Genomic DNA, 25,568 nt, shown 5'->3' on the forward strand with positions numbered 1-25,568 from the left:
GAGCTCATGGCCATGAATCGCTTACTTATTGTTTTATCCTTACAACCCTGATATTGTCGAACGCCGCGTGATAACCTGTTGGATTGGTGGCCCCGCTGAAATTTTTCATATACAGGAACATACCTGTTTTACCGGAGTTCCCCACCAGACTGGACAAGGTGGTTACCGGTGTGCCGCGACCATCGCCCAGGGTTGTGCTTTTAAGCCGGAAAGCGGAAAGCGGGATGGTAACGGTTACCCATCCGTTGGTTTTAAAATCCACCGCGCCGGATGGCGTACTCCAGGGTTCGTAGCGGTACATGATGTTTTCGGTGAATTCGCTTTGAATGCACAGCGTTGCGCCGTTCCAGGGTTTGGGCACGTTCATTTCAAATTTTACGGCCCAGTTATCAGGCGTTTCAGTAAGGTTGGCGGCAGGCACCCATTGCGCGCTGCCTAAACGGATGGAAGTGCTGCCATTGTTGCCATCGCCACTGCTTAAAGGTCCGCTGATCAGCGACATAAACATACTGGTATTCACGGCAAACAAAGGATCGGTATAGATCCATCCTCCATTGCGGCTTGCGTCATCAACACTTAAATTGGCGCCACCCCACCATTGGTAACCGAACTGGTCGCCCCACTCCATGTTGCCTATCATGCCGGTCAGCTTATCGTTTACGTTAAACAGGGTGGTTGCAACGCCATATAAGGTCTCCATCCGCACCACTCCGGCATTGTTGAGCGCCGGACATTTGAATGCGATGTAGGAGAAATCGTCTGCGGTGCGGTAATTGGCAACAGCAACATCGTTCCCGCCAAAACTTACCGATTGCACATCTTTAAACGCGGCACCGTGAATGTAAACGGAATCACCCACATTGGGATTTTCGTTGGAAATCGCGTAAATACTGGGTTTACCTACCGAATAAATTTGGGTAGTGGTAGCCGTGCCCCCTTTGGCTACTACCGTAATGGTACCTCCCGGCACCTGTGCCAGTGGCGGACATACAAACCTGATAAAACCGCCAAGCGAATCAACACCATACTCCGTAATGGTGGCGCCGGCAAACTTTACATTTTGCACCAGGAAGAACCCCGATCCATAAATATAGACGGAGTCGCCGGGGAAAAAGGTTTCGTTGCCAAGACCGGTAATAACCGGCATGGGATAATTGTAGTTGAAAGAGAAAACGGTGCTGCCGCTTGTGGTGGTATATTTAATTGTATTCAGCAGTTCATCCGGAACAGTGTTGAAGGGAATGGACGCGGGAATTTGCACCACGGCCATTTCACCCGAAAACATGCCGTAATTAAACTGCGCGGGCACGCCGGCGAAAAGTATTTCCACCGCTTCCCTCAAATTTTCCCCATGAATCACCACCCATTGTCCGGTGCTGATGCTGGTAAGCAGGGTATCCTCCGGCGCGGGCGCATAGTTGCGGATGGATGTAATTTTGGGCGGTCCGCCGGCAGTATCTTTTTTACATGCCTGCAGCATCAGCATACCCAGCAACAGCATGGCGAAGATTGCGGGGAAGCCTGAAATATTTAGTATTTTATTCTTCATAACCTTAATCTTAATGATGTTGAAAAATTAGTAATAAGGAACCGCGGCTTCCGCCAGTTTAGGGTTGGCCGTTAACTCCGCCGCCGGTATCTGCATTTTAAACGCCGCAACAGTGGCAGGTACAATGCTCGTGCTTATTGCCGCCGGTGTGGCTAACCCGTTGGTATATTCAAAAGTTGTTCTTTGCTGGTTGTTGATGATTGAAACAGCTTTTTCCGGATTCCAGTATGAGAGACGAACCAGGTCTAACCAGTACTGTCCCTCGAATGCAAATTCAATCCGCCTTTCTTTTAGTAGGATATCCATGTTGATGGTTGTAACGGGGTCAACACCGGCCCTCTTTCTCACTTTATTAAAAAACTTCAACGCCTCGGGGTCGGCCGTAGTAGTATTGTTACCTAAAATCGCTTCAGCATACACCAGGTAAACATCGGCGAGCCGCAGCAGAGCATCGTGTTCAATGGATGCGGTATAGGTCATGGTGGGCGCATTGTTGTCCTTCTCGTTTCCGATAATGTGTTTTTTCATGCTTTGCCCGGTCGCCTTATAACCGCCGCCCGCCGCGTTCAGTTCCGGGTAATAATCCCCGTTCATCATAAACGAAGCCTTTCTTCTTACCGAATCCTGGGCCGAATAGTTCAAATACAAATCATAAGTAGGGGCCAGCGGCGTCCACGCGCCATTGCGCTGGGGGTTAATATCATTGGAGGGAGAATAGGTAAGGTTCAGGTTTCCTTCCTGCCAACCTATTCCCGCGCCGGTTGCCCACTGCAAGGCGAACAGCGCTTCCGGATTGTCGTTATATTGCGACATGAATAAATTGGCGTAGTTGTTCAATAAGTTCAACCCACTTTTGTTGCAAACATTACCACCATATTTTATGGCGCTGTCCAGGTATTGTTGGTTGCGGGTTCCGCCTGTTTGCCCCAGGCCGGCCATCGTCAGGTAAACCTTTGCCAGCATGCCTTGTGCCGACCAGGTGGTAAGCCTTCCCTTTTCATCCGTCAGTGGCAAACTACCCGCAGCGAAACTAAGGTCCTGCACAACGAACTTGTATACATCTGCTACGATGATGCGGTTTAAAAGCGGATCCTGAATCAGTTTGCTGTTGTCTTCGATAATCGGCACCTCACCCCAAACCATAGCGAGGTAATAATAGGCCATCGCCCTGATGAACTTCGCTTCGCCTATCGCCGCGTTTTTATCTGAGGCGCTGATGGAAGCACTGGCGTTTTTATCGATGGAGTTGATCACGGTATTGCATTGCCCGATCAGGTTATACATTCCTTTCCAGCCACCAAGTATCACAGCGTTGCCGGCCGTAATGGTACGGGTGTACAACTGTACAAAATCGCCGTACCAGGCGAAATAGGCATTGCCACTTAAAATTTCTCCCAAAGGCAAGTTTGCCTCTTTGTGCCAGATGCCCCAGGGAGATCCACCGTAAAGGCTCGCTGTAGCCAACCTCAGTTCGCCGGTTGTTTTATAAAAATTATCCGAACTGATCTGTGAAAGAGAAGGGCGATCGAGAAAACTTTTTTTGCAGGCAACTGAAGCAACAACAATCGCAAGCAGCATATATCTATTCATACGTTTCATGGTCACAAAATTTATTATTGGTTTAAATTCAGGCTCAACCCAAATGTGAAGGTTCTGGGCTGTGGATAGAAGCCGCCATCCCAACCGGCCTGGAGCGGGTTCCATGAACCAATTTCCGGATCCATCCCCGTGTAGTCGGTAATGATGAACGCGTTCGCCACGGTAAAATAGACCCTCAGCGCATTGATGTGCGCTTTCGATAATACACTTGCGGGAATCCTGTACCCCAGCGTGATATTGCGGCACCGCACAAAGGAGCCGTCTTCAATATAGAGATCGGAAGGACGATTATTTTCATTGGTATTGTCATTCCTCAACCCAACAATTCTTGTATCGGGATTGCTGACATAGGCGTTGTAAATATTGGCCGTGGAAAGGTTCGGATCCACATATTCCACCCGGGCATAATTCAAAACCGATTTAAAATAATTGGCATTGCTCTGGGGGTTGGTTTGCGAAATGGTCAACTGGTTAAACACTTTGTTTCCTATACTTGATGCCAGGAAAATATTCAGGTCGAAATTTTTGTACTGGAATGAATTGTTGAATCCCAATTGAACTTTGGGCAGCGGAGAGCCTAAGAAAGTCTGGTCCCTGGTATCAATAATGCCATCGCCGTTCAGGTCCTTATACATTCTGTCGCCATACCATATTCCACCGCCGCTGGGTGAGACAGGGTAAGCTACTCCACTTTGGTTTACCGGCAGCGCATGGGTTTTAAAATCTTCCGGGGTGGCGAATACACCGTCAAACACATACCCGTAAAATCCGCCCATCGCGCGTCCAGGAACCGTTTTGGCGAAAACGTAAGAATTGAAAGTTTGGGAAAGGTTGGCCGCATCGCCACCGGCGCCTAAACTCAATACTTCGTTCACATTGCGCGAAACGGTGATATCGGTTTTCCAGGTAAAGTGTTTCCGGCTGATGTTGGTGGAACTGATTCTGAAATCGAATCCTTTGTTGCGCACGGCGCCCACATTCACAAATGGCGCCTGCATGGCTCCCGGCGACCATGCGGTAGTGGTTCCGGAATACAAAGGCAATGGCAGTTTCAGCAGCAGGCCGTCTGTCTCACGGTTATAAACATCCAGCGAAAAACTGATTCTCCAGTTGAAGAACGCGCCGTCGATACCCGCATTGGCGTATTTCGTTTTTTCCCATGACACAAAGGGGTTGGCCAGATTGTATTGAAACTGCGCCGAACCCGACAGCCCATTGCTCACCGAAGAAAGTGATGTTACAAACGTATTACCGGGTATGCCCTGGTTATTGGTAACGCCGTAGCCTAAACGCAATTTCAATTCGCTGATGAAACTTTTATCTTTTAAAAAATCCTCATTGTTCATTTTCCAGGCGAACGCGCCGGAGTAGGTATTTACCCAGCGCCTTCCGGGCGCAAAATTGGAAGAACCGTCGGCCCGTAAATTTCCTGTAAGCAGGTATTTGTCGTGCCAGCCCAGGTTAATCCTTCCAAAATAAGATTCAAGGGCAGGGCCCGAACCGGGCGCGCCGCCATTGGTAGCGGTATTGGCATCACCCGAGCTGATCGCCTGCACTACGTTGGACGGGAAGTTTTGCCTTCCCGCGGAAACATTGTCTGAAGTATTCAATTGCGCCTCATGGCCGGCCAATACATTCAAGTTCCAATCCGAGAAGGAACGGTTGTAGGTAAGGAAACTCCTGAATACAGTGTACAAGCTATGTCCCATAGAGGAGGACGCGGAATTCACGTTGTTCTCTACTCTGCCAAAATTGTACGTGGGGTTGAATGCGTTCTGTTTGTTAAAATCAAAATTGAGGGACACCTCATTCCTGAACGACAAGTCTTTGGTAAACTGAATATCTGCGTACATGTTGCCAAACAACTGGTATCTTTTGTTGGTACGTGTATTTAAGGTGGCAAGCCCGACGGGATTGGGAACAGCCGTAATCCAGCCCGATGTATTGGTGATGCCGCCAAAAGTTCCATCGAGGTTTTTTACAGGAATATCCGGCGTTAAACTCAGGGCATTGGAAATAACGCTGGACGTAGTGGCGTTCACATTCTCATCAACATGCGCCAATTGGAGGCTTGTACCTATTTTGAGCCAGCTGGTGGTTTTATTGTCTAAATTCAAACGAACGGAATACCTTTTAAAATCAGAACCCAGCGCTATCCCTTCCTGGTTAAAATAAGAAGCCGACAACAGATATTGGGTACGCAAATCGCCACCGTTTACCGTAATCGTGTGGTTGTGCATCGGGGCCGAGCGGAACAATGCCGATTGCCAATCAGTACCGGTCCCTACATATTTGGGATTTACAAATTCCGGTCTTGCGTCAAAGCCCCATATGATGGCTCTTTCATTCAGCAGCGTGGCGAACTCCTGCAGGTTAACCGTCGGCAATTTTTTAGGTATTTTCTGATAGCCGAAATACGCGTCATAGAAAACAGAAGGCGGGCCGGCTTTTCCTCTTTTGGTAGTAATTACAATTACGCCATTGGTGGCCTGCGAACCGTAGATGGCCGTTGCTGAAGCATCCTTTAATACATCAATGGATTCAATTTCGTTGGGGTTGATGGTATTCAGCGGATTCGAGCCGCTTCCGGGATCACCTGGCGATGGAATAATCACCCCGTCAATTACATATAAGGGCGCGTTGTTGCCGCTGATGGATGATACGCCGCGCACCTGAACGGAAACGCCGCCACCGGGTTGTCCGGATATTTGTTGTACCACCACACCGGCTACTTTGCCTTGCAGGGCCTGGTCAATGGTAGTGGGCTGTGAGCGGCGTAACTCTTCGCCGGAGATAGAGGAAATGGAGCCGGTAAGGTCTTTTCGCCTGACCTTGCCGTAGCCGATCACCACCACATCATCCAGTTGCGAGATGGTCTCGGAAAGTTTCACCTGAATGGAACTTCCCTGCCCTACTTTCACTTCCTTCGAAAGGAAGCCTACCATCGTAATCACCAGTACCTCACCAGGGTTTACATCAATCGTAAAGCGGCCATTGTCGTCGGTAACGGCATGCCGGTTCGTGTTCTTTACGGTAACGGTAGCGCCTTTCGCGGGTTCCGAAGAACGTTCGCCGGTGATCCGGCCATTTAATTTTAAAGTCTGGGAAAACGCTTCCATAAACGGAAGCGCGCATACTGCAAGAAGCAGTAATAATGACAAGCGGGTCGTTTGGTTTAATTTCATATACCTAATCGTTAATGTCCGGGAAAACCGGGGTTAAAAACCTCTGTTCATATCAGCAAACTGTATATAGAAAAAGTTGTTACTCAGGTCCTGCTTTACTGCTTTAACCGCACTGTCAATTCCTTTCCGGTGTACACCACTTCCTTCTGCCCCCGTGCATTGGCATCGAACGCCTGTGCTTTTCCCGGTGTGATCAACCGGATGCGGAAATATCTTTTTTTCAACATGCCCTCAAAACTTCCATTCCGTTCTCCTATCGAAAGTGTGTTGGCGCTGTGGCTGTACTTCATTTCAATGGTGGAAAAAGCACCTTTCTCGTAATCGTATTGTTTCCCATCATCTTCATATAATTTGAAAGACGCATCCTTCCCACCGTAGATGGTGAGCGTGATGGTATCGGCGGGTTTCTCCATTGCATACTGCAAGGCGGGACCTGTTGGCAGAATGGAACCTTCTCTCACGAATATGGGCATACGTTCGTAAGGTGCCGCGGCTTCAATGGTTTGTCCGCCTTCAAAGTATTTTCCTGCATACAGGTCGAACCAGCCATTCCCTTCAGGAAGGTATACTTTCCGGCTCCGCTGTTGGTAGCCATATACCGGGTTAATGAGTAAGGAAGGGCCGAACATGTATTGATCGGCAATGTTCAGCACAGCGGTATCATGGGCAAAATCCATCGCCAGCCCGCGCATCATAGTATAGTTGTCGTGGTAAACAGCGCCCGCCAGTGCATACAGGTAAGGCATGAGGCGGTAACGGAGTTGGTTGTAATAGACAAAACTTTTATAAGCGGCATGTTGCCCGGGCGCGATGTTGTAAATTTCCCGGTATGGGAACTGACCATGGGCCCGGAACAACGGCACGAATGCACCGAACTGGTACCAGCGGGTATTCAACTCGCGCCATTCTTCCAGGCTCTCCGCGTTGGGGTTTTCAAATTTTTCCGGCACCACAAAACCACCGATGTCCATGGTCCAGTAAGGCAATCCCGACATGGAGAAATTCAATCCTGCCGTGATCTGGTTTTTCATATCCATCCAGGTGGAACCAATGTCACCGCTCCATATCGCCGCGGCATACCGCTGGGAGCCTGCGAAACCTGAACGGGTAAGCAGGAACACTCGCTTATCGGGATCGGTGGAGCGTTGCCCCTCGTAAATGCCTTTCGCGTTTTGCAGGGGATAGGCGTTCAGGTATTCAGCGGCGGCACCGATGGCGGTGGGACTCATTTGCAATTTCCGTTGCACCGGGTCCACGTTGGAAAGAATGTCTGGTTCGCTGGCATCCATCCACCAGGCGTCAATGCCTTTGGTGTAGATTTTATTCCGGATCAGTTCCCAGAAGCCTTTGCGGGCCCCTTCATTGAACGCGTCGTAGAATGTGGACACATAGCCTTTTCCGATCCAGTCGCGCTGGCGGTCGGCGATATTCTTCTTGTAGAGCCATCCGTTCCGGTCGAATGTTCTGTAGGCCTCGATGCCTTCATAGAACTTCGGCCAAACGGAGATCATGATCTGCGTATTGTATTTGTTGTGCAGTACATTGATCATGCTGTCGGGCGAAGGGAAACGTGCCGCATCAAATTCCTGGCTGCCCCATTCGGCTTCTTTCCAGTAGCTCCAGTCCAGCACAATATTATCAAGCGGTATTTTCCGTTTCCTGAATTCCGCAACCGCATCGAGTAGTTCTTCCTGCGTTTTGTACCGTTCCCTGCTTTGCCAGAAACCGAGGGCCCATTTGGGTACGATGGGGACCTTCCCGGTAAGTGTTCTGTAACCGGCAATCACCTCATCCATGTTGTTGCCGTGGATGAAATAATAATCGATCAGGTGGCCCGCTTCAGAAGAAAAGCTGAAGCTGTTCTTTTCCTCTGGTGAAAGTGGTTCGTGCCATTGCGCGGAAAGATAAGATTCGCCGCCTTCGGGTACCCATTCGATGCGGATGGGCGTTTGCTCCCCGCTTTTAAGGTGAACGGGCAGCAATACAGTTGCAGGGTTCCAGGCTTTTCTCCAATGTGCAAGCACGAGCTCATTGTTCAGCCACACTTTTAATGTTCCGCCGAAAACAAACCGGAACTGGTGCAGCCCGGATAGCGTGCTGGAAAGACTACCCTTCCAGGTAACCACACCTTTCGCAGGATCAAATTCTTTCGGAAGCTTCAGTTTTGATTCGCCCAGAAAAGCCATTTCTATTGTTGTCTCTGCTCTTTCCAACACGATCTCTCCCGGCTTCATTTTGTTGTTGGCATACGCGGCGGTGAGCCAGCCGGGCTCGTTGTTGGCGGAATACAATTGCAGGGCGGAAAGCGGGTGTGCAGGACGCACATCGCCGGCTTTGGTAAGGGAATAATTGTCCCAGAGGATGCCGTAATTTTTTGCGGACAATAAAAACGGAACGGCCACTTCGGTATTGTTCTGGAAGAAATTCACCTGGTGTCCTTTGTAATTCATGATGCCGTCCTGGTGCTGACCAAGGCCATAATAAGCATCGTCTTCTGTGGTCTGGAAAGTCTGGGTGAGTCCGTAGTATCTTTTACCATCGAATACGGCAGGCTGGAAACTTCTTCCGCCAACGGCCTTTTCGGCAATGATTTTATTACCATTATTATCGTAGAAGGAAACCGCGCCGTTCTTCGCATCCACTTTCGCGGTGAGTTTTTTTGTTTTCAGTTCCAGCAGGTCTTCGGAAGGAACCACGTCCCAGGCCAGGCCGGGCTGCCTGGAATAAACAGTGATCAGACTGGTTGTTTGAACGATCTCTTTCCCGGGTGCCGCGGTTACCCGGATAATGTGGTCGGCTATCACCTCCAGTTTCACGGCGTTAGATGTACCCGTGAACATGGGATCCGTGAATACAATAACGCCTGTTTCCGTTTTGATGAAGGAAGGGGGTGCAGACAAAACGGCATGTAAACAGCCGGTAAGAAAAAGTGTAGTAAACAGCAATCGTAATTTCATAAACAGCAATCTTAATCCTGGTCGAATGCTTCAAAACTACAAAAGCCGGGTTCGGAACACCGTCGTCAATTGTTGCATATTGGTATACGAAATGTTGCAACGGAATGATTTTCAGCGGAAATCAAGTTATACAATGCGCATGACCCTGAAAATCTGGGTAAATCACGATTGCCCGCGGCGGCGAAGGGACACTGGCATCCTTACTAATTTAAGGAACGCCTAGCGGCAAAAATGTCAGCGTTGAAACGGCTCAACGCTCCTCCTCGTTTTGCGAGGAGGCGTATTTGGAGGGGATCACTTTAAACTCTTCTTTGAAGGCTTTGGCGAAATGTTTCGGATTATTGAACCCCACCTCGTAAGCCACCTCTGAAACCGACATGCCACTTTTTAGCAGCAGCTGCGCCGCCCTTTTCATCCGGATGGAGCGGATGAACTCGATCGGGGTCTTGCCGGTCAGCGAAAGGATTTTCCGGTATAAAGTAACGCGGTTCATAAACATGTCGTGGCTGAAATCCTCCACCGAGAAGTCTGCGTTGTCCATGTTTTTTTCCACCAGTTCCAGGGCCTGGCGCAGGAATTTTTCATCCACCGGGGTGATCGTCACTTCGCCGGGATCTACTTCTAGCTGTTTCTGGAAGCGTTTTTGTAAAAGTTTCTGCTGGGCGATCAGGTTCCGAATCCGGGAGGCCAGTATTTCGAAGGTGAAGGGTTTGGTCACATAATCGTTCACCCCCACTTTCAGGCCTTCCAATTGTTTTTCTTCGCTGCCCATGGCCGTGAGCAGGATTATGGGGATATGCGCGGTAACGGTTTCACTTTTCAGTTTCGCCGCCATTTCAATGCCATCCATCTGTGGCATCATCACATCACTCACCACCAGGTCGGGCATCAGGCTCCTGGCTTTTTCGAATCCTTCTTTGCCGTTTGTGGCCTCTTCTACCTCGTAGGTTGCCTTCAGGTTCTCTTTCAGGTAAAAACGGATGTCTTCGTTGTCTTCCACCACCAGCACCATTTTCTTCCGGCCATTCCGGGGCGTTTCTTCTGACAGTATTTTTTCAGCATCTTCCTCGAGTACGGAAACGGAACTGGCTTTTATGGTGGAATCGTTAATCTTTTTCGCGGGAATCAGTACACTGAAAGTGGTGCCTTTATCGGGTGCACTCTTCACAGAAATCACACCCTGGTGCAGCTTCACGAACTCTTTTGTAATGGCCAGCCCAATGCCTGTGCCCTGGTTCACCATCGTTTCCGGCACATCGGTCTGGAAGAATCTTTCGAATATCTTTTCCTGCTTGTCGGCGGCGATACCGATGCCCGTGTCCTTCACTTCTATGGTAAGTGTGCCTTCGGCGGCTTCGCCTGCCGGTGGATGGTAGGTAAGCGCCAGGTTCACACGCCCGTTTTCATTGGTGTATTTGAACGCGTTGGAAAGGAGGTTGAACAGTATTTTTTCGATCTTATCCTTGTCGAAGTAGATTTCCAGGTGGTCTATATTGGATTGAAAGGAAAAGCCCATGTTCTTTTTCTCCGCGATGTCTAGAAAGGAATCGCTGATGTCTTTGCTGAAGGCGATGATATCGCCTATAGCAGGGTGCAGTTTAATTTCCTGCACTTCCATTTTACGGAAGTCGAGCAATTGATTCACCAGGCTCAGAAGACGTTTGGCGTTCCGTTGTACCAGGCTGAGTTGCTTTTTCTGTTCTTCATTCGTGGTTTGCCGGATGATTTTATCCAGCGGAGAAATGATCAGACTCAGCGGCGTGCGGAACTCGTGGCTCACATTGGTGAAGAACTTCGTTTTCAGTTGCTCCACGGCCTGGGCACGTATGGCTTCCCTGCGCTTTTGCTGCACTTCATACCGCATGTGGATGCGTTCCAGGATGATCCTTCTTGCGAGCCAGAATAACCCCGCGGCGATCAGGAGGTAAATGATATACGCCACGGTGGTTCTCCAGAAAGGCGGGAGTATGTTTATCTTCAGTGATTTTTCCGGACTCCAGGCCCCGTCCCTGTTCAGCACCTTCACTTTAAAGAAATAGGATCCCGGGCTGAGGTTGGTGTAAGTGGCCCTGCGCTGGTCGCCTGAAACATAAATCCAGTCGGCATTAAAGCCCTCCATTTTGTAAGCGTATTTGTCGATGGCGCCCTGCCTGAAATCCAGCGAAGTGAACTCGATGGAGAATACGTTCTCTTTGTATTTCAGCACGATGTTTTCGAGGTGCGACAATGCGTTCGGGAGCAATACGCGCCCGTCAACGCCTTCTCCGGGCGATACACTTCTGCCCAGCAACTGAAATCCCGTTAGCACGATATCGGGTCTGCGCTCCTGCTTTCTGATCTTTCCCGGATCAATGATGTTGAAGCCGGAAGGCCCGCCGAAGATCAGTTCCCCCCGGGCTGTTTTCAAAGCCGCGTTCTCATTGAATTCCCTGTTCTGCAGGTTGTTCGATTCATCGTAGTTCACTGCTGTGAAATCCTGGCCCGCGCTGTTTTTTTCACGCAGCAGGTTGCACAATCCGTTTGGTGTGGAGACCCATATTGTACCGGCATTGTCTTCCAGCACATCCAGTATCATGTTATCCGGTAAACCGTTGGCTGTGGTGAGTACGCGGAATGTATTCGATTTCGGGGTCAGGATATTCAACCCTTCCCGGGTACCCACCCAGGTGTTGCCTGCCCTGTCTTCCAGGATGCAGGTGATGTTGTTGTTGCTTAACCCATTTTCCTGCTTTGCCTCCCGCCGGTACGTGGCAGCTACCGACTGGTCATTTTTCAGTACGATGATGCCTCCGGTAGTTCCGATCCAGATATTTCCGGCTTTATCCTGCCTGATGCTCGAAACATATTCTGACGGAATTGCGAGGGCCTCATCCGTTACATAATCAACATGCGTGAACTTTCCCGATTCACGGTCGAGCAGGTCGACCCCTCCGCCCAATGTACCTACCCATAAGTTGTGTGCGCGGTCTTCAAACAACTCCCACACATTGTCGTTCGATAAGCTGGCGGTATCTCCTTCCCGGTGCCGGTAGTGGGTGAATTTTTTTCCGTCGAAACTGCTTAGCCCCCCGAAGAAAGTACCCACCCACAGCACACCTTTGTGGTCCATGATAAGACTTACCACCACGTTGTTGTTCAGGCTGTTGCCATTGGCAGGATCGTGAAGGTATTGCTTGAAAGCATTCCGTTTTCTATCAAAAAAGATCAACCCTCCGCCATTGGTGCCGATCCATATATTGCCGTCCTTATCTTCCACGAAACGGTTCACATCATCGTAAGGCAGGCTGTTCCTTGATTCCTGGCGCCTGAAAAGGGGGAAAAGCGTAATGCCGCTGTTCAGGTAACTGACACCCTGTTTATACGTACCGAGCCAGATACCGCCCCGGTCATCTTTGTACATGGCGGTGATGCTGTTCTGGCTAAGGCTTCGCGGATCCTTGGGGTCGTTCAACAGATAAGTGACCCTGAAACCCTCTTTCTTGCTGATCAGGTTCACACCTCCGTGGTCGGTGGCCACCCATATCATGCCGTTCTCATCTTCCACGATCTGGGTCACGAGGTCGGTGTTCAGTTTACCAACGGCTGAACGTTCATTGAAAGGTGTGATTTTGTTTGATCCTGGCTGAAACAAGAGCGCTCCGCTGTTGGTGGCCCATAGCCATAGGTCGCCGTCGCGGTCCTCAAAAACGTGGTAGAAGTGCGTGCCGGGGTTAGTTTCCTTCAGTGCGGCAGACTGCAACAACAACTTCCCTGTTTTAATAGCGTACAACCTGAGCATGCCATTTTGCAGCACTACCCATAACTTTCCGTCACGGGTTTCGGTTACTGAAGCCACTTTTTCTCCATCGCCCGAACCGAACCTCCCCCTTTCGGGCGCAACGTTTTTCCCCTCCTTATAAAAATAGAGTTCTCCATTTTCATATACGATCCAATACCTTCCTTCCCGGCCTTTGGTAATGGAACTGATATTCCCCACCGGCAATGCGAGCCCCTTTAAAAAGGCATCCATATCATCATCGAACTGCTCCCTGGCCGGATCGTAAATACAGGGCCCTCCCGCTGTTTTCACGAAAATTTTTCCGCCAGGCGCCTCGTATAAGGCTGAAATATTGTTGTCGCGGAGCGAGGTACTATCATTGTACCGCTTCCGGAACACCTTGCAGGCGTAACCATCGTAGCGGTTAAGACCGGCCATGGTGCCGAACCACATAAAACCGTCGGCATCTTTCAGTACGGCGGTAACATGGTTGTGGGAAAGCCCGGTGTAAATATTGAGTTTGGAGAAATTGTACTGATCCACCTGCGCAAATGCCGCGAAAGAAAGCAATAGGAAAGAAACTAAAATATGGCCACGCATCTTTTCAGGTTTGTTGCTGGAAACTTCACTCCCGGCCCTCTGTTCTTCCAGGCAGCGGCATCCGTTAAAGCAGTTAATTGACTGTTTAAGATAGGTGATTTAGCATAGAAATAGACGGAGATGCACAAATAGGACAGTAGAAAGTCAATTTTCAGGAAGAAGATGGAAAGTTAAATATGGATTTTTTTATTTAACTCTGGCTCTGAAAGATTAAATAAGTCTCCCTTCAATAACAATATGCACCTGGAAATTGAAAGTTTATCAGGTTACCGCCTATCACTTCATTGAATTGAAAATTCTTAAGGAAACAACCGGCCTTAAAAGGAACCGGCATTTCGTGTTCGAAGAATACCTGGCCATCTTCCACAGCTAGCCAGGTTATTCCTTCATGCCACACAATGCTTTCACCTTCCACAACCACTTTATCTTCATCAAAAAATCATCCATATCACAAACGAGTTCTTTCCGGTGCATCATCCGCAGCCGGGCAATATCCGCTTTGCCGCCGGTATTTCGCTCCAGTTGTTCCAACGCCAGTAAACACATGGCATTCATGGCGTGGAATGTGATGATGTTTTTTTTCTTTCCCTTAACGTGATAAGGTAAGGCGGCGAGTTGCCCGTTCAATAAACGGACTTCATCCAGCAGCCATTTACGCAGTTTACAGTAATCACCATACAGGTTGGGAACGGTGTATACGTTGTGCTGTACATCCTTGTAAACATCAAATACATCGTTGGTGAATTGCAGCAACCCGGCTACACGGCGCATCATGTCTAATTCATCAGCGGAAGGGAAGTGTTCCAGCAACCGGTAAAACAACTGAAAAGAGTGGTAACTCTTTCCGATCATGATTTCAGTGAGCGCCGCTTCGGAAACAGTAATATCCTTTTGCTCCAGCGATCGTTGCTGCCAGTGAAAAACCTGTAAGAACTGTTCTTTAAAAGAAACAGGATCCTTCAAACTTTCAAGAATGGAACAGTAAAGCGTGCAAACGATTATTTCTTTCGGATGCGCAGGCTGAAAGCCTTGGGGATTGGCAGTAAGCGATCGTATTCTTTCCGCATCAATACCTTCTTCAAAAAGATCATCATAAAAAGGAGAGAGCAAACTGAGGCGCAGTATATTTTCTTCTTCTCTCCTGCTCAACTTCCAACCGTTCCGTTCATAAAAACTTCCGCAGATAAAGTGCAGGGAGAGCTCCCAGTATTTCCGGATCCGGACCAGGTTGGAAGGGTTGAGCTGATTTTTTCCGGGAAGAAGCGGCGCCAGCAATTCCTGTACCCTTGTCTCAAAATAAGGTTCATGGCGTTTCATGGTGCGCCAAAGCCGGAAAAGATGCGTCAGGATACCGGGAATGGTTACCCGATATTCAGGGGAGAAAGGAGTACTCCTGTTATGGAAGATGGTTTCGGAACGATCAACTGACATCGGACCGAAGATAAGATTTTCACCTACCTTTCCATTTTATTCCCCATGATAAAAAGATTGCCGATCCTTTTCATCATTTTTTCGCTGCAGCTCACTTTCGTATGCAAGGCATCGGAAGACACTACGCTTTCGTTCCGCCAAATCCCCTACCCTTCCGGCAGAATGCTTTTTGATACCTACCAGGACAGCCGCGGGTATACCTGGATCGCCTCCGCCAACGGCGCGGCAAGGTACAACGGCGCCCGGTTCATCCACTATTCCAAAAAAGACGGGCTTTCGGACCTTAATATCTTTTCATTTCATGAAGACAGCCGGCAAAGAATATGGGCGGCTACCTTTAACGGCGATCCCTGTTTTTTCCACAACGGCAAATGGTTTAATAAAGAGAATGCTCCATGGCTACAACCTATTGCGGGCAATGGCCCCATCCAAAATATCCTGGAACATGCGGATCACGTGGTGGTGGTATGCAGCAGGAAAATATTTTGGATTAGGGGCGATAACATCGTCCGCTCCATCGCCGTTGAAAAGTTGCAGCCTTACGCCAGAAAAATGGCCGGCGCCATCCTGTTCAATGGGAAGCTGGTGCTGGTTACGGATGCCGGATTTTACCTGCCGGCGGAAAAACGATTCATCACGTTACCGGCAACCATCCGCTTTCTGAACCAAAACACCAAAATGGCGGTATGGAACGGAAAATTATGCATCAGTCAAGATCGGGAAGTCTACTTTTTCAATGCTTCATTGCAACTTGAAACACAACTCAGCACCCCCGGCAATCAACTGGTCGTGAACATCCTCCCGGGGAAAGGAATTAAGGCGGGCCCTGAACAGGGCATACTGGTAGTATGCACGGAAAATGGCGTGTATGGGCTTTCAGCTATGGGCAAAGACGGTATGAAGCTACTGGCGGACGATGTTCCCTGGACGAGCTCCTTTCGTAAGGACAGAACAGGAAATGTGTGGGCCACCAGTTTAACCCGCGGACTTTTCCTCGCGGAGCAACATACATTCAGAAAAATTCAGCTGGAGGGCTGCGCACCGGAAGATATCTGCTCGCGGCTTGAAGTCATAAATGGCAAACTCTGGGCCGGAACAGAAGAAGGATGCGTTTTTAAAGAAGAAGGCCTGGGCTCCCGGCTGAGGTTCATCCACCAGGCACGTTTTTCAGAATCTTTAAAGCGGGTACGCGCTTTCCATGCGCACCACAACCGGGTTTACGCCGCGCTGGATGGCGCATTGCTGGTGACCGACACAACAACCAAGGCAACGGTGAGGGTACCGGGTGCCACCAAAGCCATCAGGATACTGAAGGATGATAGTCTGCTAATAGCCAGATCCGCGAAATTGGTGAAGGTGCCCGCACCCGATCCAGCACTTTCCGTTCAACCGCCGGGCGGCTATCCCGAACGGACCATACTCGAAGAGAAAGTACTTTGTATGGTACCTTCCGGCAACGACAGCACCTGGATAGGTTGCTGGGAAGGGATCAGGCTGTTGTTCAAAGACGGCGCCCTGCCCATACCAGCCGCGCTGAAGAGCATACGCTCCCCCGTTACGGCCATCGTTACTATGCCCGAAAACCAGTTGCTGATCGGCACCAGGGAAGAGGGGCTTATTCATTTCGATGGCCGGAAAATACAACACCTCAACAATGGCGAAAGAGACGGCTACTGGGTACACCAGGTGATTCCCGCCGACGGCCCCAGGCAATGGTGGGTAGCCAGCAACGCGGGATTATCGGCTGTGGCGTACAAAGAAGGAAAGTTCATCCTTGAAAAAAGTTATGGCATTCCTTATGAGGGACCGCTCCTCAGTATTGCTTCGCACAAAGGCGCACTCTGGCTGGCCACTGAAAATGGGGTGTACACGCTTCCACTTCAAAAAAAAGCAGCGCCCGGCCCAAAGGTATTTTGGGAAGAAATGGAATTAGAAGATTCGGTGTACATGCTTCAGTATTCGAACACCATACCACGGCTGGCGCACTTTCAGAACAACATCACCCTTCGGTTTACGCCTTTGTATTTTTCCATAGTGCATGCACCGGTTTTCAGGTTTAAAATAACGCCGGGGAACAATCAATGGGCAACAACCGTGCGGCCCGAAATCCAATTCCGGCAACTGGCGCCGGGAACATATGATATCGCGGTACAGGCGCGTAGACCCGATTCCGCCTTCGGGCCCTCCGCAACACTTCGACTGTACATTGCCCCGCCCTGGTGGGGCACCTGGTGGTTCCGTGTTTTGGTGGGAATAGCGGCCCTGGGCCTGATGGTGCTGTTTTTCAAAACAAAGATGAATCGGCTCCGAAAGAAAAACGCCGCCGCCCAACAACAGATCGTGCAGGAAAAAGAACGCGTCACCCTTCAGCACCAGTTGCTTCAATGGCAGCAGGAAGCGGAGAAAGCACAACTGACGCCCCATTTTGTTTTTAATGCGATCTATGCCTTACAAGGTTATTATGGCGCCGGAAAAATCACAGAGGGAAAGGCTTACGCGGAAAAATTCTCAGGACTTATAAGGGAGCAACTGCGGCTCTCCGGTAAAGAAAGGATCAGTTTAGAAGAAGAAGTGCGTTTGCTGCAAAACTATTGTGCATGGCGGAACATGAAAAAGCGGCATCCCGTTGAAATTCATTTTGAATACAAAGCACCCGGAGCTGCGCACCTATCCATCCCCACCATGTTGCTGCAGCCACTCATAGAAAACTGTTTCGATCATGGGTTTGAAGAAGACGCGCCGGGACAGCAGATTCATGTTCACATCAATCCAGATCGGTCCAAAGCGATGATCAACATTGAAATCACGGATAACGGAAAAGGATATACGTACACCAAGCATTCCGGTATGGAAGAAGCACAGTATAACACCAAAGAGGGATCGAACGGAAAGGGCGTCGCATTGGTTGGTAAACGCCTTGAGTTGCTTGGCGCGCTGGCCTGGGGAAACCGAAAACCTACCTGCCCGCTTTTCGAAATTGACCGAATGGATGAAAAGGGCGGTTGCCGGGTGGTTTTAAAAATTCCATGTAGCTTTGAAACGCATGAAAGCGTATGACATCTGCATCATAGAAGATGAACTGCCCGCGGCGCTGGCGTTGGAACAGGATATAAGGGCATCCTGCCCGCAGGCGGGACAGATATGGACGCACACGTCCCTACAGGATGGCGTGAACGCCATTGAGGCCCACGATCCAAAGATTGTACTGCTGGATATTCAGTTGGGAAAACGCAATGGCTTTGAATTGTTTGACGTCTTCCCTCAGCCTTCTTTCCAAACCATCATGGTAACCGCGTATGAATCATTCGCGTTGCGCGCCATCAAAGCACAAGTTGCCGATTATATCCTGAAACCGGTGGAAACAATACAACTTCAAGCGGCATTTAACGCCGCTATCTCAAGGCTGGATAGCAATATTAACAATACCAGTCAGTTGTTCCCTGAAAGAATAGCCATTCCGGCACAAGACAGGATTACACTGGTGGAGACGATGCAGGTACTATATTGCGAAGCGGAAGGAAACTACTGCCTAATCTACTTAAAGAACGGGGAAAAGATATGCGCCTCCTTTACTTTGGGCAGTATGATGCGTAGGCTGGACCCGGAACGATTCATCCGTGTGCACCAGAGTTACCTGATTGCGCGCGATAGTATTTACCGCTTCTTTCACGCCGAAGGCGGAAAAGTGGAACTGAAAAACGGCACCCTCATCCCTGTATCACGAAGCTACAAACAGGCATTCCTGCATTACTTAAAAAGTTTCCTGGAAAAATAGTTTACTCAGGGAGACCCACCAGCTACTCAATCAGACTTACGGCTTACGAAACGGCAAAACAGGTTTGCCGCAATGGGGATAGCTTTACGCTGCAACGTGCATTTAAAACCATTCCAGATGATTCCCCAGTCAGGCCAAACCTTTGTGAAAAGAATATTCCTTTACAACAGGCTTCACACTTTATCCGCCGTATTCACGCTTTGCAGCCTGTTCTTCGCTGTTAAGGGCGATGCCCAAACACCCCTTGCACAGGGCGATATCGCATTCGTAGCTTACAACTCAGATGGATCAGTAGATGATTTCGCATTCATGCTACTCAAAGATATTACCACAGGAACCACCATCACGTTTACGGACCACCTGTGGCAATATAGCACCGGCGGCTTTTACGAAAACACCTCGTTCGGGGCCTGCAATACCGAAACTTTTATGACATGGACGGCCAGTTCGGCACTTACCGTGGGCACCGTTGTAGTGATCTCCAACCCAGGCGCCACAGGTTCAACCAACCCTTCACAAGCTACGGCATCCACAGGCACATTGTTTGTACCAGGCTCCTGCCCCGATTTCTCTTTTCCAACTTCCGGAGACGTTCTGTTCGCCTACCAGGGCACTAAACCTGCCAACAACAGCGCCAACAACTGGATCGCCTGCATCAATATGGATGGCGGATGGCTCACTACAACTTCTACCTCCACCTCGGCCAGCGCCCAACCTACCAACCTTTCCAACGATCATATCATCCTTCTTACCCCGGAAGCGGATAACGCCGTTTACAAAGGAACACTCACTGGCAATGCAACGCAGTTAAAAACCGCCATCTACAACCTGGCCAACTGGGATACCGACGACGCCACACCTTTCACCCTTCCGCAGGACATTGGCTCATCCGCAATGCCCGTAAGCTGGGGCCCATTCAGCGCCACCTCCACCGCAACGGGTGTGGAACTCCGCTGGAGCACACACACGGAAGCCAATACGTCACACTTTGAAACAGAATTTTCCGCTGATGGTAAAAGTTTTACCACAGACAGCCGCGTAGCGGCGGCAGGCAACAGCACAACTGAAATTCATTACAAGGCGCTGATCCCGCATCAAAAACTTGCAGTGCCATCCACCCATTATTTCTTCCGGATCAAACAGGTGGATACAGATGGGCAATTCGACTACAGCACCACAAAAAAAATGGCCATCGCCACTCAGGAGAAACGTCTTCTTTCTGTGGCAAAACGCTCCTCGGGTAACGAAGTATTGCTTCAGCTGTCAAGACCGGGCTTACTGATCACCGTATTCGATATACAGGGAAGAAAGCTGGTGGAAAAACGGGCGTTGAGCTCCTCATATACGGTAAATACCAACGCTGTAGCAGGAAGTATACTGGTGTTGCATATAAGCGACGGCCAGGGGAGGAAAGAAGTGCATAAGGTGTCTGTTAAATAAGAAGCACGCAATACATACTTTTTAATTTCATTCCTCCAGTAGTTCGAGTATCTTTTCATTTTCAATGATAGTCATCCCCTGCCGGTCGCTGGTGATGCCTTCGGCCAGGGTGTAAGTATAGGAAGGCACATGCCCGTTCATTACCGTAGGCAGATAGGAGAACCGGATGGAATCGAACTCCTTTTTCAAGGCGTCGCCCACTTCTATGATATGGGTGGAGATGATGAAAAAACAATTCCTGTATTTAGAGAACGCCGTTGTTACCGCCAGGGTGGCATCATAAGCGTCTTTTACGTTCGTTCCTTTGAAGAGTTCATCGAATACCACGAGCAGTTTTTTCCCGCTGCTCACTTCCTCCGCTACTTTTTTCACCCGGAGTACTTCCGCGTAAAAATGACTGTACCCCATATCAAGGTTATCCGGCACGTTGATAGAAGTGTACATGCCATCACAAACGGAGAAGCGCATACCTTTCGCCGCCACGGGAAAGCCGGCATGCGCAAGGTAAGTGGCGATCCCGATGGATTTCATGAGGGTAGATTTCCCCGCCATATTCGCGCCCGTTAAAAACACCAGGTTGTGCGCGCTGTTCAGCGCCACAGGGTTCGGCACCGCTTTCCGGAGGCCGGGATGCCATAGGGCTTCCGCTTCCAGCACATTCATGGGCGCAGGCAGCGCCGTCGCGTAGGAAAATCCTCTTTCGCGCGCCACGGCACTCACGGCCATGTACACGTCTAATTGGTAAATGGTCTCCAGCACTTGCGCCATTTCCTTTCGCAGGGTATGGCGGAGCAGAAGATCGTACCGGGCCGCTTTCAGCAACGGGACTTCTTTGGAATGATACGCTTCGGAAAGCCAGTGTAACTTTTGATGGGAAAATATATTTCGTGCGGGCGCCACAAAACCGATCTTCAGTTCGTGCAGCAGTTCTTTTAACGCCACCAGGGCATTGATGGTGGCCCGAAGGCCGGTTTGCAGCGCAGAATATTGTTCATCCCGTAAAAAGGAATGCATCCACTTCTTCTTCGCCAACACAGTGGCCGAAGCAATGAAGCTGGCACTTGTCCCATTACCCAGGTAATTTTCTACGGGCAGAAAATCTTCCCGGTTGAACGGGAACTGAAAAGCATGTTCCTGGAAATAACGGAAGGTTGCACTCCGGGCATTGATGGCATCGGGATCGTGGAGGGGATGGTGGAACATTTCGTTGAGCAGTCTTTCCCCGCCAGCGGTTTTTACTTTATTGAACAGGGAATAGATGGAATTTGGCTTGAACTTCCCGGGCAGTCCGAGGTCATCCAGGGTTTGTTTGTCTGTTGTAAAACTCATGCTGATTTCTTTTCTTTCAATCCGGCTTCCAGTATATCGAGGATACCTTCGTTGTTGATGATGATCATGCCGTGCCTGTCGTCGGTGATTCCTTTTTCCAAGGTATAAGTGTACACGGGTTTGTTGCCGTTCATGCGGGTGGGCAGGTAAATGAAACGAATGTTGGCGCAGCTTTTTCCCAGCACTTCACCCGCTTCGATGATATGGGTGGAAACAAGGAAAAGACTGTTCCTGCGACGGGCGAATCCTTTGGTAATGGCGATGGTGGCTTCATAGGCATCCTTTACATTGGTGCCGCGGAACAGTTCATCGAATACGATGAACAGGTTCTTTCCCAGGCTCAGTTCGTGGGCCATTTTCTTCACCCGCAATACTTCCGCGTAAAAATGGCTGGCCCCCATCCCGAGGTTGTCCGGCAGGTTGATGGTGGTGTAGATGCCATCCATTACGGAGAATTCCATTTTCGTTGCGGCAACGGGAAACCCAACATGCGCAAGGTACATGGCAATGCTGATGGATTTCATAAAGGTGGATTTTCCCGCCATATTCGCACCCGTAAGAAACAGCACATTTTCCTCCGGAGAAATGTGCAGGGAGTTGGGAACGGCGTTGGGTACCCTGGGATGGTATACGCCTTCCACCACGGTATGGAGTACGTCTTTCGGCAAAGCCTGCGCGAAAACAAATCCCCGTTCACGCGCCACTTTCGCCACAGAAATATATACATCCAGCAGGTAGATATGCCGGAGCAGCAGTTGCACCCGATCGCGGTAGCGGAAACGCAGTAGCACATCATATTCCGCGATCAGTTCCAGCCCGGGTTTGCCTTTGTGTTGAAGCAAAGCTTCAAAAGCCGGATCTTTTAACACGTCTTCGAGTATGCGCTTTTCGTTTGCATAAAAATGTCCGGCTTCCAGTTTCAGGGATGAAATGAAAACCTGGCAGTCCTGAAAAATTTCCATCAATGCGGTCACGCCTTTCACGACCATCATGGTTTCGGTATCAGGCGCGATCATATTGCTCATTTTTTGGGTGAGCGATCTTTTTTCGTGCGAGATCCTGGTTCGGTCGTCCTGGTTGGCGAGGTAGGGTTCTATGGCGTCGAAATGCGCGTTGGGAAAAGGGAAACTGAGGTTGGAAGCGGAGAAGAACCGGATGATGCCCGCGCGGCGGTTGATGCCGTTGTGGTCCGAGAGCGGGTACCGGAACATTTCTTCCAACGCCGCCGCGCCCCCTCTTGTGGCGCAGCGGTTGAACATATTGTATATGGAATCTCCCCCATGTTTACCGAAGATGTTCAGGTCTTCCAGTGTTTGTTTATCGGTTGTGAACAACATGGTGGTCTATTTCCTTTTTCTGCGGATGAGTAAAATTGCAGCGAAAGCGATAAGCAATCCCGGAAGCACCCATAGGTAAAGCAGGCGCAGGGTCCCCACTTGTTCGGTGCTCACCTTCACCGCCGTATCATTTGTTTTGGGGCGGTAGCTGCTGATCGGGAATTCATCATAAGAAAGCCAGCTGAACAGGGAATTGGTAAAATGAAAGCCTGCCATACTCATGCTGCCGTTCTTCATAAAATCGGCATCTCCGGTAACCACGATGCGTTGTTCTTTCCCGTTGATGTTCCTTGAAAGAGATAATGCTGTTGGGTAGACTCCTTTGGTGTCGCCTTCTTCGGGAGAAAAAACGATCGTTCCCATATCACCCGGCCTTCCGCCCCGGCCTCTCGCACGGGAAGATGCAGGCTGGTCGGAGGTTTCCCGTACCACCGCGTGTTTTACGAGTGAAGGATATGGTTTTGTGTTCACCATGTTCACCTGGGTCGCGGGCGCTTTCTTCTTTGGATCAGCAGTATTTTCACGCCTGTTCTTTGCCGTATCCGTTTTTTCCGCAGGCAGTTCCTGTTCGTCATCTTTCCCGCCATAAATGCTTCCCATCATCATGGAGCCGTCCATCGCGGAAGTCATCATTTCAGGATCCAGTGCTTTTATCCTGTTCCAGGTGATCTTGTTATCCGTCACCAGCAATGGCTTTGCCGTGAAATTGGCTTTACCGGTATATACCAGTCCTGCCACACCGCCCATGGCTACTCTTTCAGCCATGGTATCCTCTTTTATCTCGGCCAGGTACTTCGACAAACCGGCGGCCTCTTTCGTTAAGTTCAGGCGTACTTTGTCGGGCGCGGCATCCTTATCGGCCTGCACCAGTCTGCCGGGCATCATTTCCACCCCAACTTCATCCAGTATGGGCTGCGTCACATTGCTTTTTCCCGGTTCACAGGCAATCAGGAGGTTTCCTCCGCTACTGATGTACTGGCGGAGTCGCACGAGGGCTGTTTCGCTCCACTCCAGTTTGGGGTCGGCAATTACGAGGCTGGAAATATCAGCGGGCACATCTCTGTTATCCAGTGAAACCGTATCCACATCAAACCCCTGGTTGATCAATGCGTAACGGAATCCTCTTGCGGTGGCAATTTTAGCGTATTCACGGTCGCCTCTTCTGAAAATACTTCTTTCCATGTTTCCGGTAACGAAAGCTACTTTGGGGAGTTTTGCCTGCATCAGTCTTTTGAATGCGGCAGACACTTCCGTTTCACCCGGCCATACGGTCTGGTCATCAAAAATGCGCAGGAAAGTAGTTTTATCCTTGTATTTCAATTGCATCACAAAACGGTTCATTTCGGGACGCAGGTCGATGATTTTCCGTATTTCCTCGGGCGTTTTTACATCTTTCATACTCATGCCGGTAGCTTTGGTGAGTTGCTGGGCTATTTCTTTCAGCGATTTATCGGGGTACCCCATGAGCATGGTCGTATTATCCAGGGTGCTGTCATAGAAATTGATCGCTTTGTGTACTTTGATGTTGTGTCCTTTTTTAAAGCGGTTGTACATTTCCCAGGTGGAAGCAACGCGGTTATAGGAGGCATCCATACCCATTCCCATGGAAGCCGCCAGCACGTTGTTGTAGGTGATCACTTCCAGGGGTTCATCGCCCAAGTCTTCAATAATTTTCTGCACATGCGGCAACACGGTATTCCGTTGGTGCAGCGAAGCATCGTGGTAACCAATAAGCCAGGGAAGAGAGAAGATATAACCGACAGATATACTGAGCGCCACCACAGCAGCATACCTTCCGGCTTTGAACGCTGCAGACTTCGATTCCATGCCCGATTTCAGTTTGTAAATACTCAGTCCAAGGAATATCGAAATGATCACGATGAAGTAGATCACATCTTTGGAAGAGATCAGCCCACGCAACATTTTTTCCGTACGCCCCGCGATGGAGAGATAGTAAGTAATATCCCGTACGAATTCGATACCCTGCCATACGGAGCCGATATAACTCAGTAATCCGATCATCACGAAAGTACATACCGCCGCAACAATCTGGTAGGTCGTGAGGCAGGACATGAACAGGCCGATGGCCGAATACACGCAAAGGAGCAGGTAGAAGCCGACCAGGCTGGTCATCAGCATTCCTTTGTCCGCTTCCTGGATATGGTAAATCCCGGAGCATACGAACAAGGCGACGATAAGCAGCAGCAGGAAGCTGTACACCATCATGGCGAGGTATTTCCCGAAAATGATCTCTCTTACTTTAATGGGAGAAGAATACAGCAACTTGATGGTACCGCTGGAAGTTTCCCGGCTGATCAATCCCATGGTAAGCAATGGAATGTACAGGTACAGGTTTTCCATGATGTGGGGGAACAGGCCGCTTTTCCCCACAAACAACCTTGCCGTGAGGTCAAAGATGTACCTGATCCTGATTCCGCCCATTTCCTGTTGTGTGGCAACGCCGTCGATCATGCCGAGGTAAACGATGCCGCTTTGTACCAGGAATACGATCAGCACGAACCACGCGATGGGCGAATAGAACAACATGCGTAGCTCTGTGCCCGCGACCCTGAAAATTGTTTTCATCCGATGATTATTTTGTTGGTGAT

At 49.7% G+C, this 25,568-nt stretch carries 12 protein-coding genes; 3 read left to right on the forward strand and 9 right to left on the reverse strand.

What is annotated here, in order from left to right; translation table 11 throughout:
* Window positions 1-25: 25 nt before the first annotated feature.
* From M4J38_RS03935 to M4J38_RS03960, 6 genes are all read right to left on the reverse strand, one after another.
* Window positions 26-1,549, reverse strand: a complete 1,524-nt coding sequence (locus M4J38_RS03935) for a glycan-binding surface protein (protein WP_251758226.1) — start codon at window positions 1,547-1,549, stop codon at window positions 26-28.
* Between the two features lie 27 nt (window positions 1,550-1,576).
* Window positions 1,577-3,148, reverse strand: a complete 1,572-nt coding sequence (locus M4J38_RS03940) for a RagB/SusD family nutrient uptake outer membrane protein (protein ID WP_251758227.1) — start codon at window positions 3,146-3,148, stop codon at window positions 1,577-1,579.
* Window positions 3,149-3,162: 14 nt separating this feature from the next.
* Entirely contained in the window at window positions 3,163-6,309 is a 3,147-nt protein-coding gene (locus M4J38_RS03945) for a TonB-dependent receptor (protein ID WP_251758228.1), read from the reverse strand.
* A gap of 119 nt (window positions 6,310-6,428) precedes the next feature.
* Complete coding sequence (locus M4J38_RS03950) at window positions 6,429-9,290, reverse strand: TIM-barrel domain-containing protein (RefSeq protein ID WP_251758229.1); 2,862 nt, start codon at window positions 9,288-9,290, stop codon at window positions 6,429-6,431.
* Between the two features lie 250 nt (window positions 9,291-9,540).
* Window positions 9,541-13,647: a two-component regulator propeller domain-containing protein gene (locus tag M4J38_RS03955; protein WP_251758230.1), complete on the reverse strand. Its 4,107-nt coding sequence runs from the start codon at window positions 13,645-13,647 to the stop codon at window positions 9,541-9,543.
* Between the two features lie 378 nt (window positions 13,648-14,025).
* A complete protein-coding gene (locus M4J38_RS03960) occupies window positions 14,026-15,078 on the reverse strand; it encodes a hypothetical protein (RefSeq protein WP_251758231.1) in 1,053 nt (350 codons plus the stop codon).
* 45 nt (window positions 15,079-15,123) lie between these two features.
* Between M4J38_RS03960 and M4J38_RS03965 the strand changes: the two genes are divergently transcribed.
* From M4J38_RS03965 to M4J38_RS03975, 3 genes are all read left to right on the forward strand, one after another.
* Window positions 15,124-18,135, forward strand: coding sequence for a histidine kinase (locus M4J38_RS03965; protein ID WP_251758232.1), 3,012 nt, complete (start codon window positions 15,124-15,126; stop codon window positions 18,133-18,135).
* Complete coding sequence (locus M4J38_RS03970; protein WP_251760858.1) at window positions 18,122-18,853, forward strand: LytTR family DNA-binding domain-containing protein; 732 nt, start codon at window positions 18,122-18,124, stop codon at window positions 18,851-18,853. Before M4J38_RS03965 ends, M4J38_RS03970 begins: the two co-directional genes overlap by 14 nt.
* Window positions 18,854-18,970: 117 nt before the next feature.
* Complete coding sequence (locus M4J38_RS03975; protein ID WP_251758233.1) at window positions 18,971-20,293, forward strand: hypothetical protein; 1,323 nt, start codon at window positions 18,971-18,973, stop codon at window positions 20,291-20,293.
* 27 nt (window positions 20,294-20,320) lie between these two features.
* Here the strand turns inward: M4J38_RS03975 and M4J38_RS03980 are convergent, their stop codons facing one another.
* The 3 genes from M4J38_RS03980 to M4J38_RS03990 are packed head-to-tail and all read right to left on the reverse strand — an operon-like array spanning window position 20,321 to window position 25,545.
* Window positions 20,321-21,622 (reverse strand): DNA mismatch repair protein, encoded by a 1,302-nt coding sequence (locus M4J38_RS03980; protein WP_251758234.1) that lies wholly within the window; start codon window positions 21,620-21,622, stop codon window positions 20,321-20,323.
* Window positions 21,619-22,959, reverse strand: a complete 1,341-nt coding sequence (locus M4J38_RS03985; RefSeq protein ID WP_251758235.1) for a DNA mismatch repair protein — start codon at window positions 22,957-22,959, stop codon at window positions 21,619-21,621. Before M4J38_RS03985 ends, M4J38_RS03980 begins: the two co-directional genes overlap by 4 nt.
* Window positions 22,960-22,965: 6 nt before the next feature.
* Complete coding sequence (locus M4J38_RS03990; RefSeq protein ID WP_251758236.1) at window positions 22,966-25,545, reverse strand: Gldg family protein; 2,580 nt, start codon at window positions 25,543-25,545, stop codon at window positions 22,966-22,968.
* Window positions 25,546-25,568: the final 23 nt, after the last annotated feature.

It is taken from the genome of Parasegetibacter sp. NRK P23, assembly GCF_023721715.1.
Lineage (GTDB): Bacteria > Bacteroidota > Bacteroidia > Chitinophagales > Chitinophagaceae > Parasegetibacter.

Bases quoted from the DNA above. Each gene is read 5' to 3' on its own strand.
- M4J38_RS03990 (WP_251758236.1), bottom strand. From the start codon at position 25,545: ATGAAAACAATTTTCAGGGTCGCGGGCACAGAGCTACGCATGTTGTTC.
- M4J38_RS03965 (WP_251758232.1), top strand. From the start codon at position 15,124: ATGATAAAAAGATTGCCGATCCTTTTCATCATTTTTTCGCTGCAGCTC.
- M4J38_RS03950 (WP_251758229.1), bottom strand. From the start codon at position 9,290: ATGAAATTACGATTGCTGTTTACTACACTTTTTCTTACCGGCTGTTTA.
- M4J38_RS03955 (WP_251758230.1), bottom strand. From the start codon at position 13,647: ATGCGTGGCCATATTTTAGTTTCTTTCCTATTGCTTTCTTTCGCGGCA.
- M4J38_RS03980 (WP_251758234.1), bottom strand. From the start codon at position 21,622: ATGAGTTTTACAACAGACAAACAAACCCTGGATGACCTCGGACTGCCC.
- M4J38_RS03940 (WP_251758227.1), bottom strand. From the start codon at position 3,148: ATGAAACGTATGAATAGATATATGCTGCTTGCGATTGTTGTTGCTTCA.
- M4J38_RS03975 (WP_251758233.1), top strand. From the start codon at position 18,971: ATGATTCCCCAGTCAGGCCAAACCTTTGTGAAAAGAATATTCCTTTAC.
- M4J38_RS03985 (WP_251758235.1), bottom strand. From the start codon at position 22,959: ATGTTGTTCACAACCGATAAACAAACACTGGAAGACCTGAACATCTTC.
- M4J38_RS03960 (WP_251758231.1), bottom strand. From the start codon at position 15,078: ATGTCAGTTGATCGTTCCGAAACCATCTTCCATAACAGGAGTACTCCT.
- M4J38_RS03970 (WP_251760858.1), top strand. From the start codon at position 18,122: ATGAAAGCGTATGACATCTGCATCATAGAAGATGAACTGCCCGCGGCG.
- M4J38_RS03935 (WP_251758226.1), bottom strand. From the start codon at position 1,549: ATGAAGAATAAAATACTAAATATTTCAGGCTTCCCCGCAATCTTCGCC.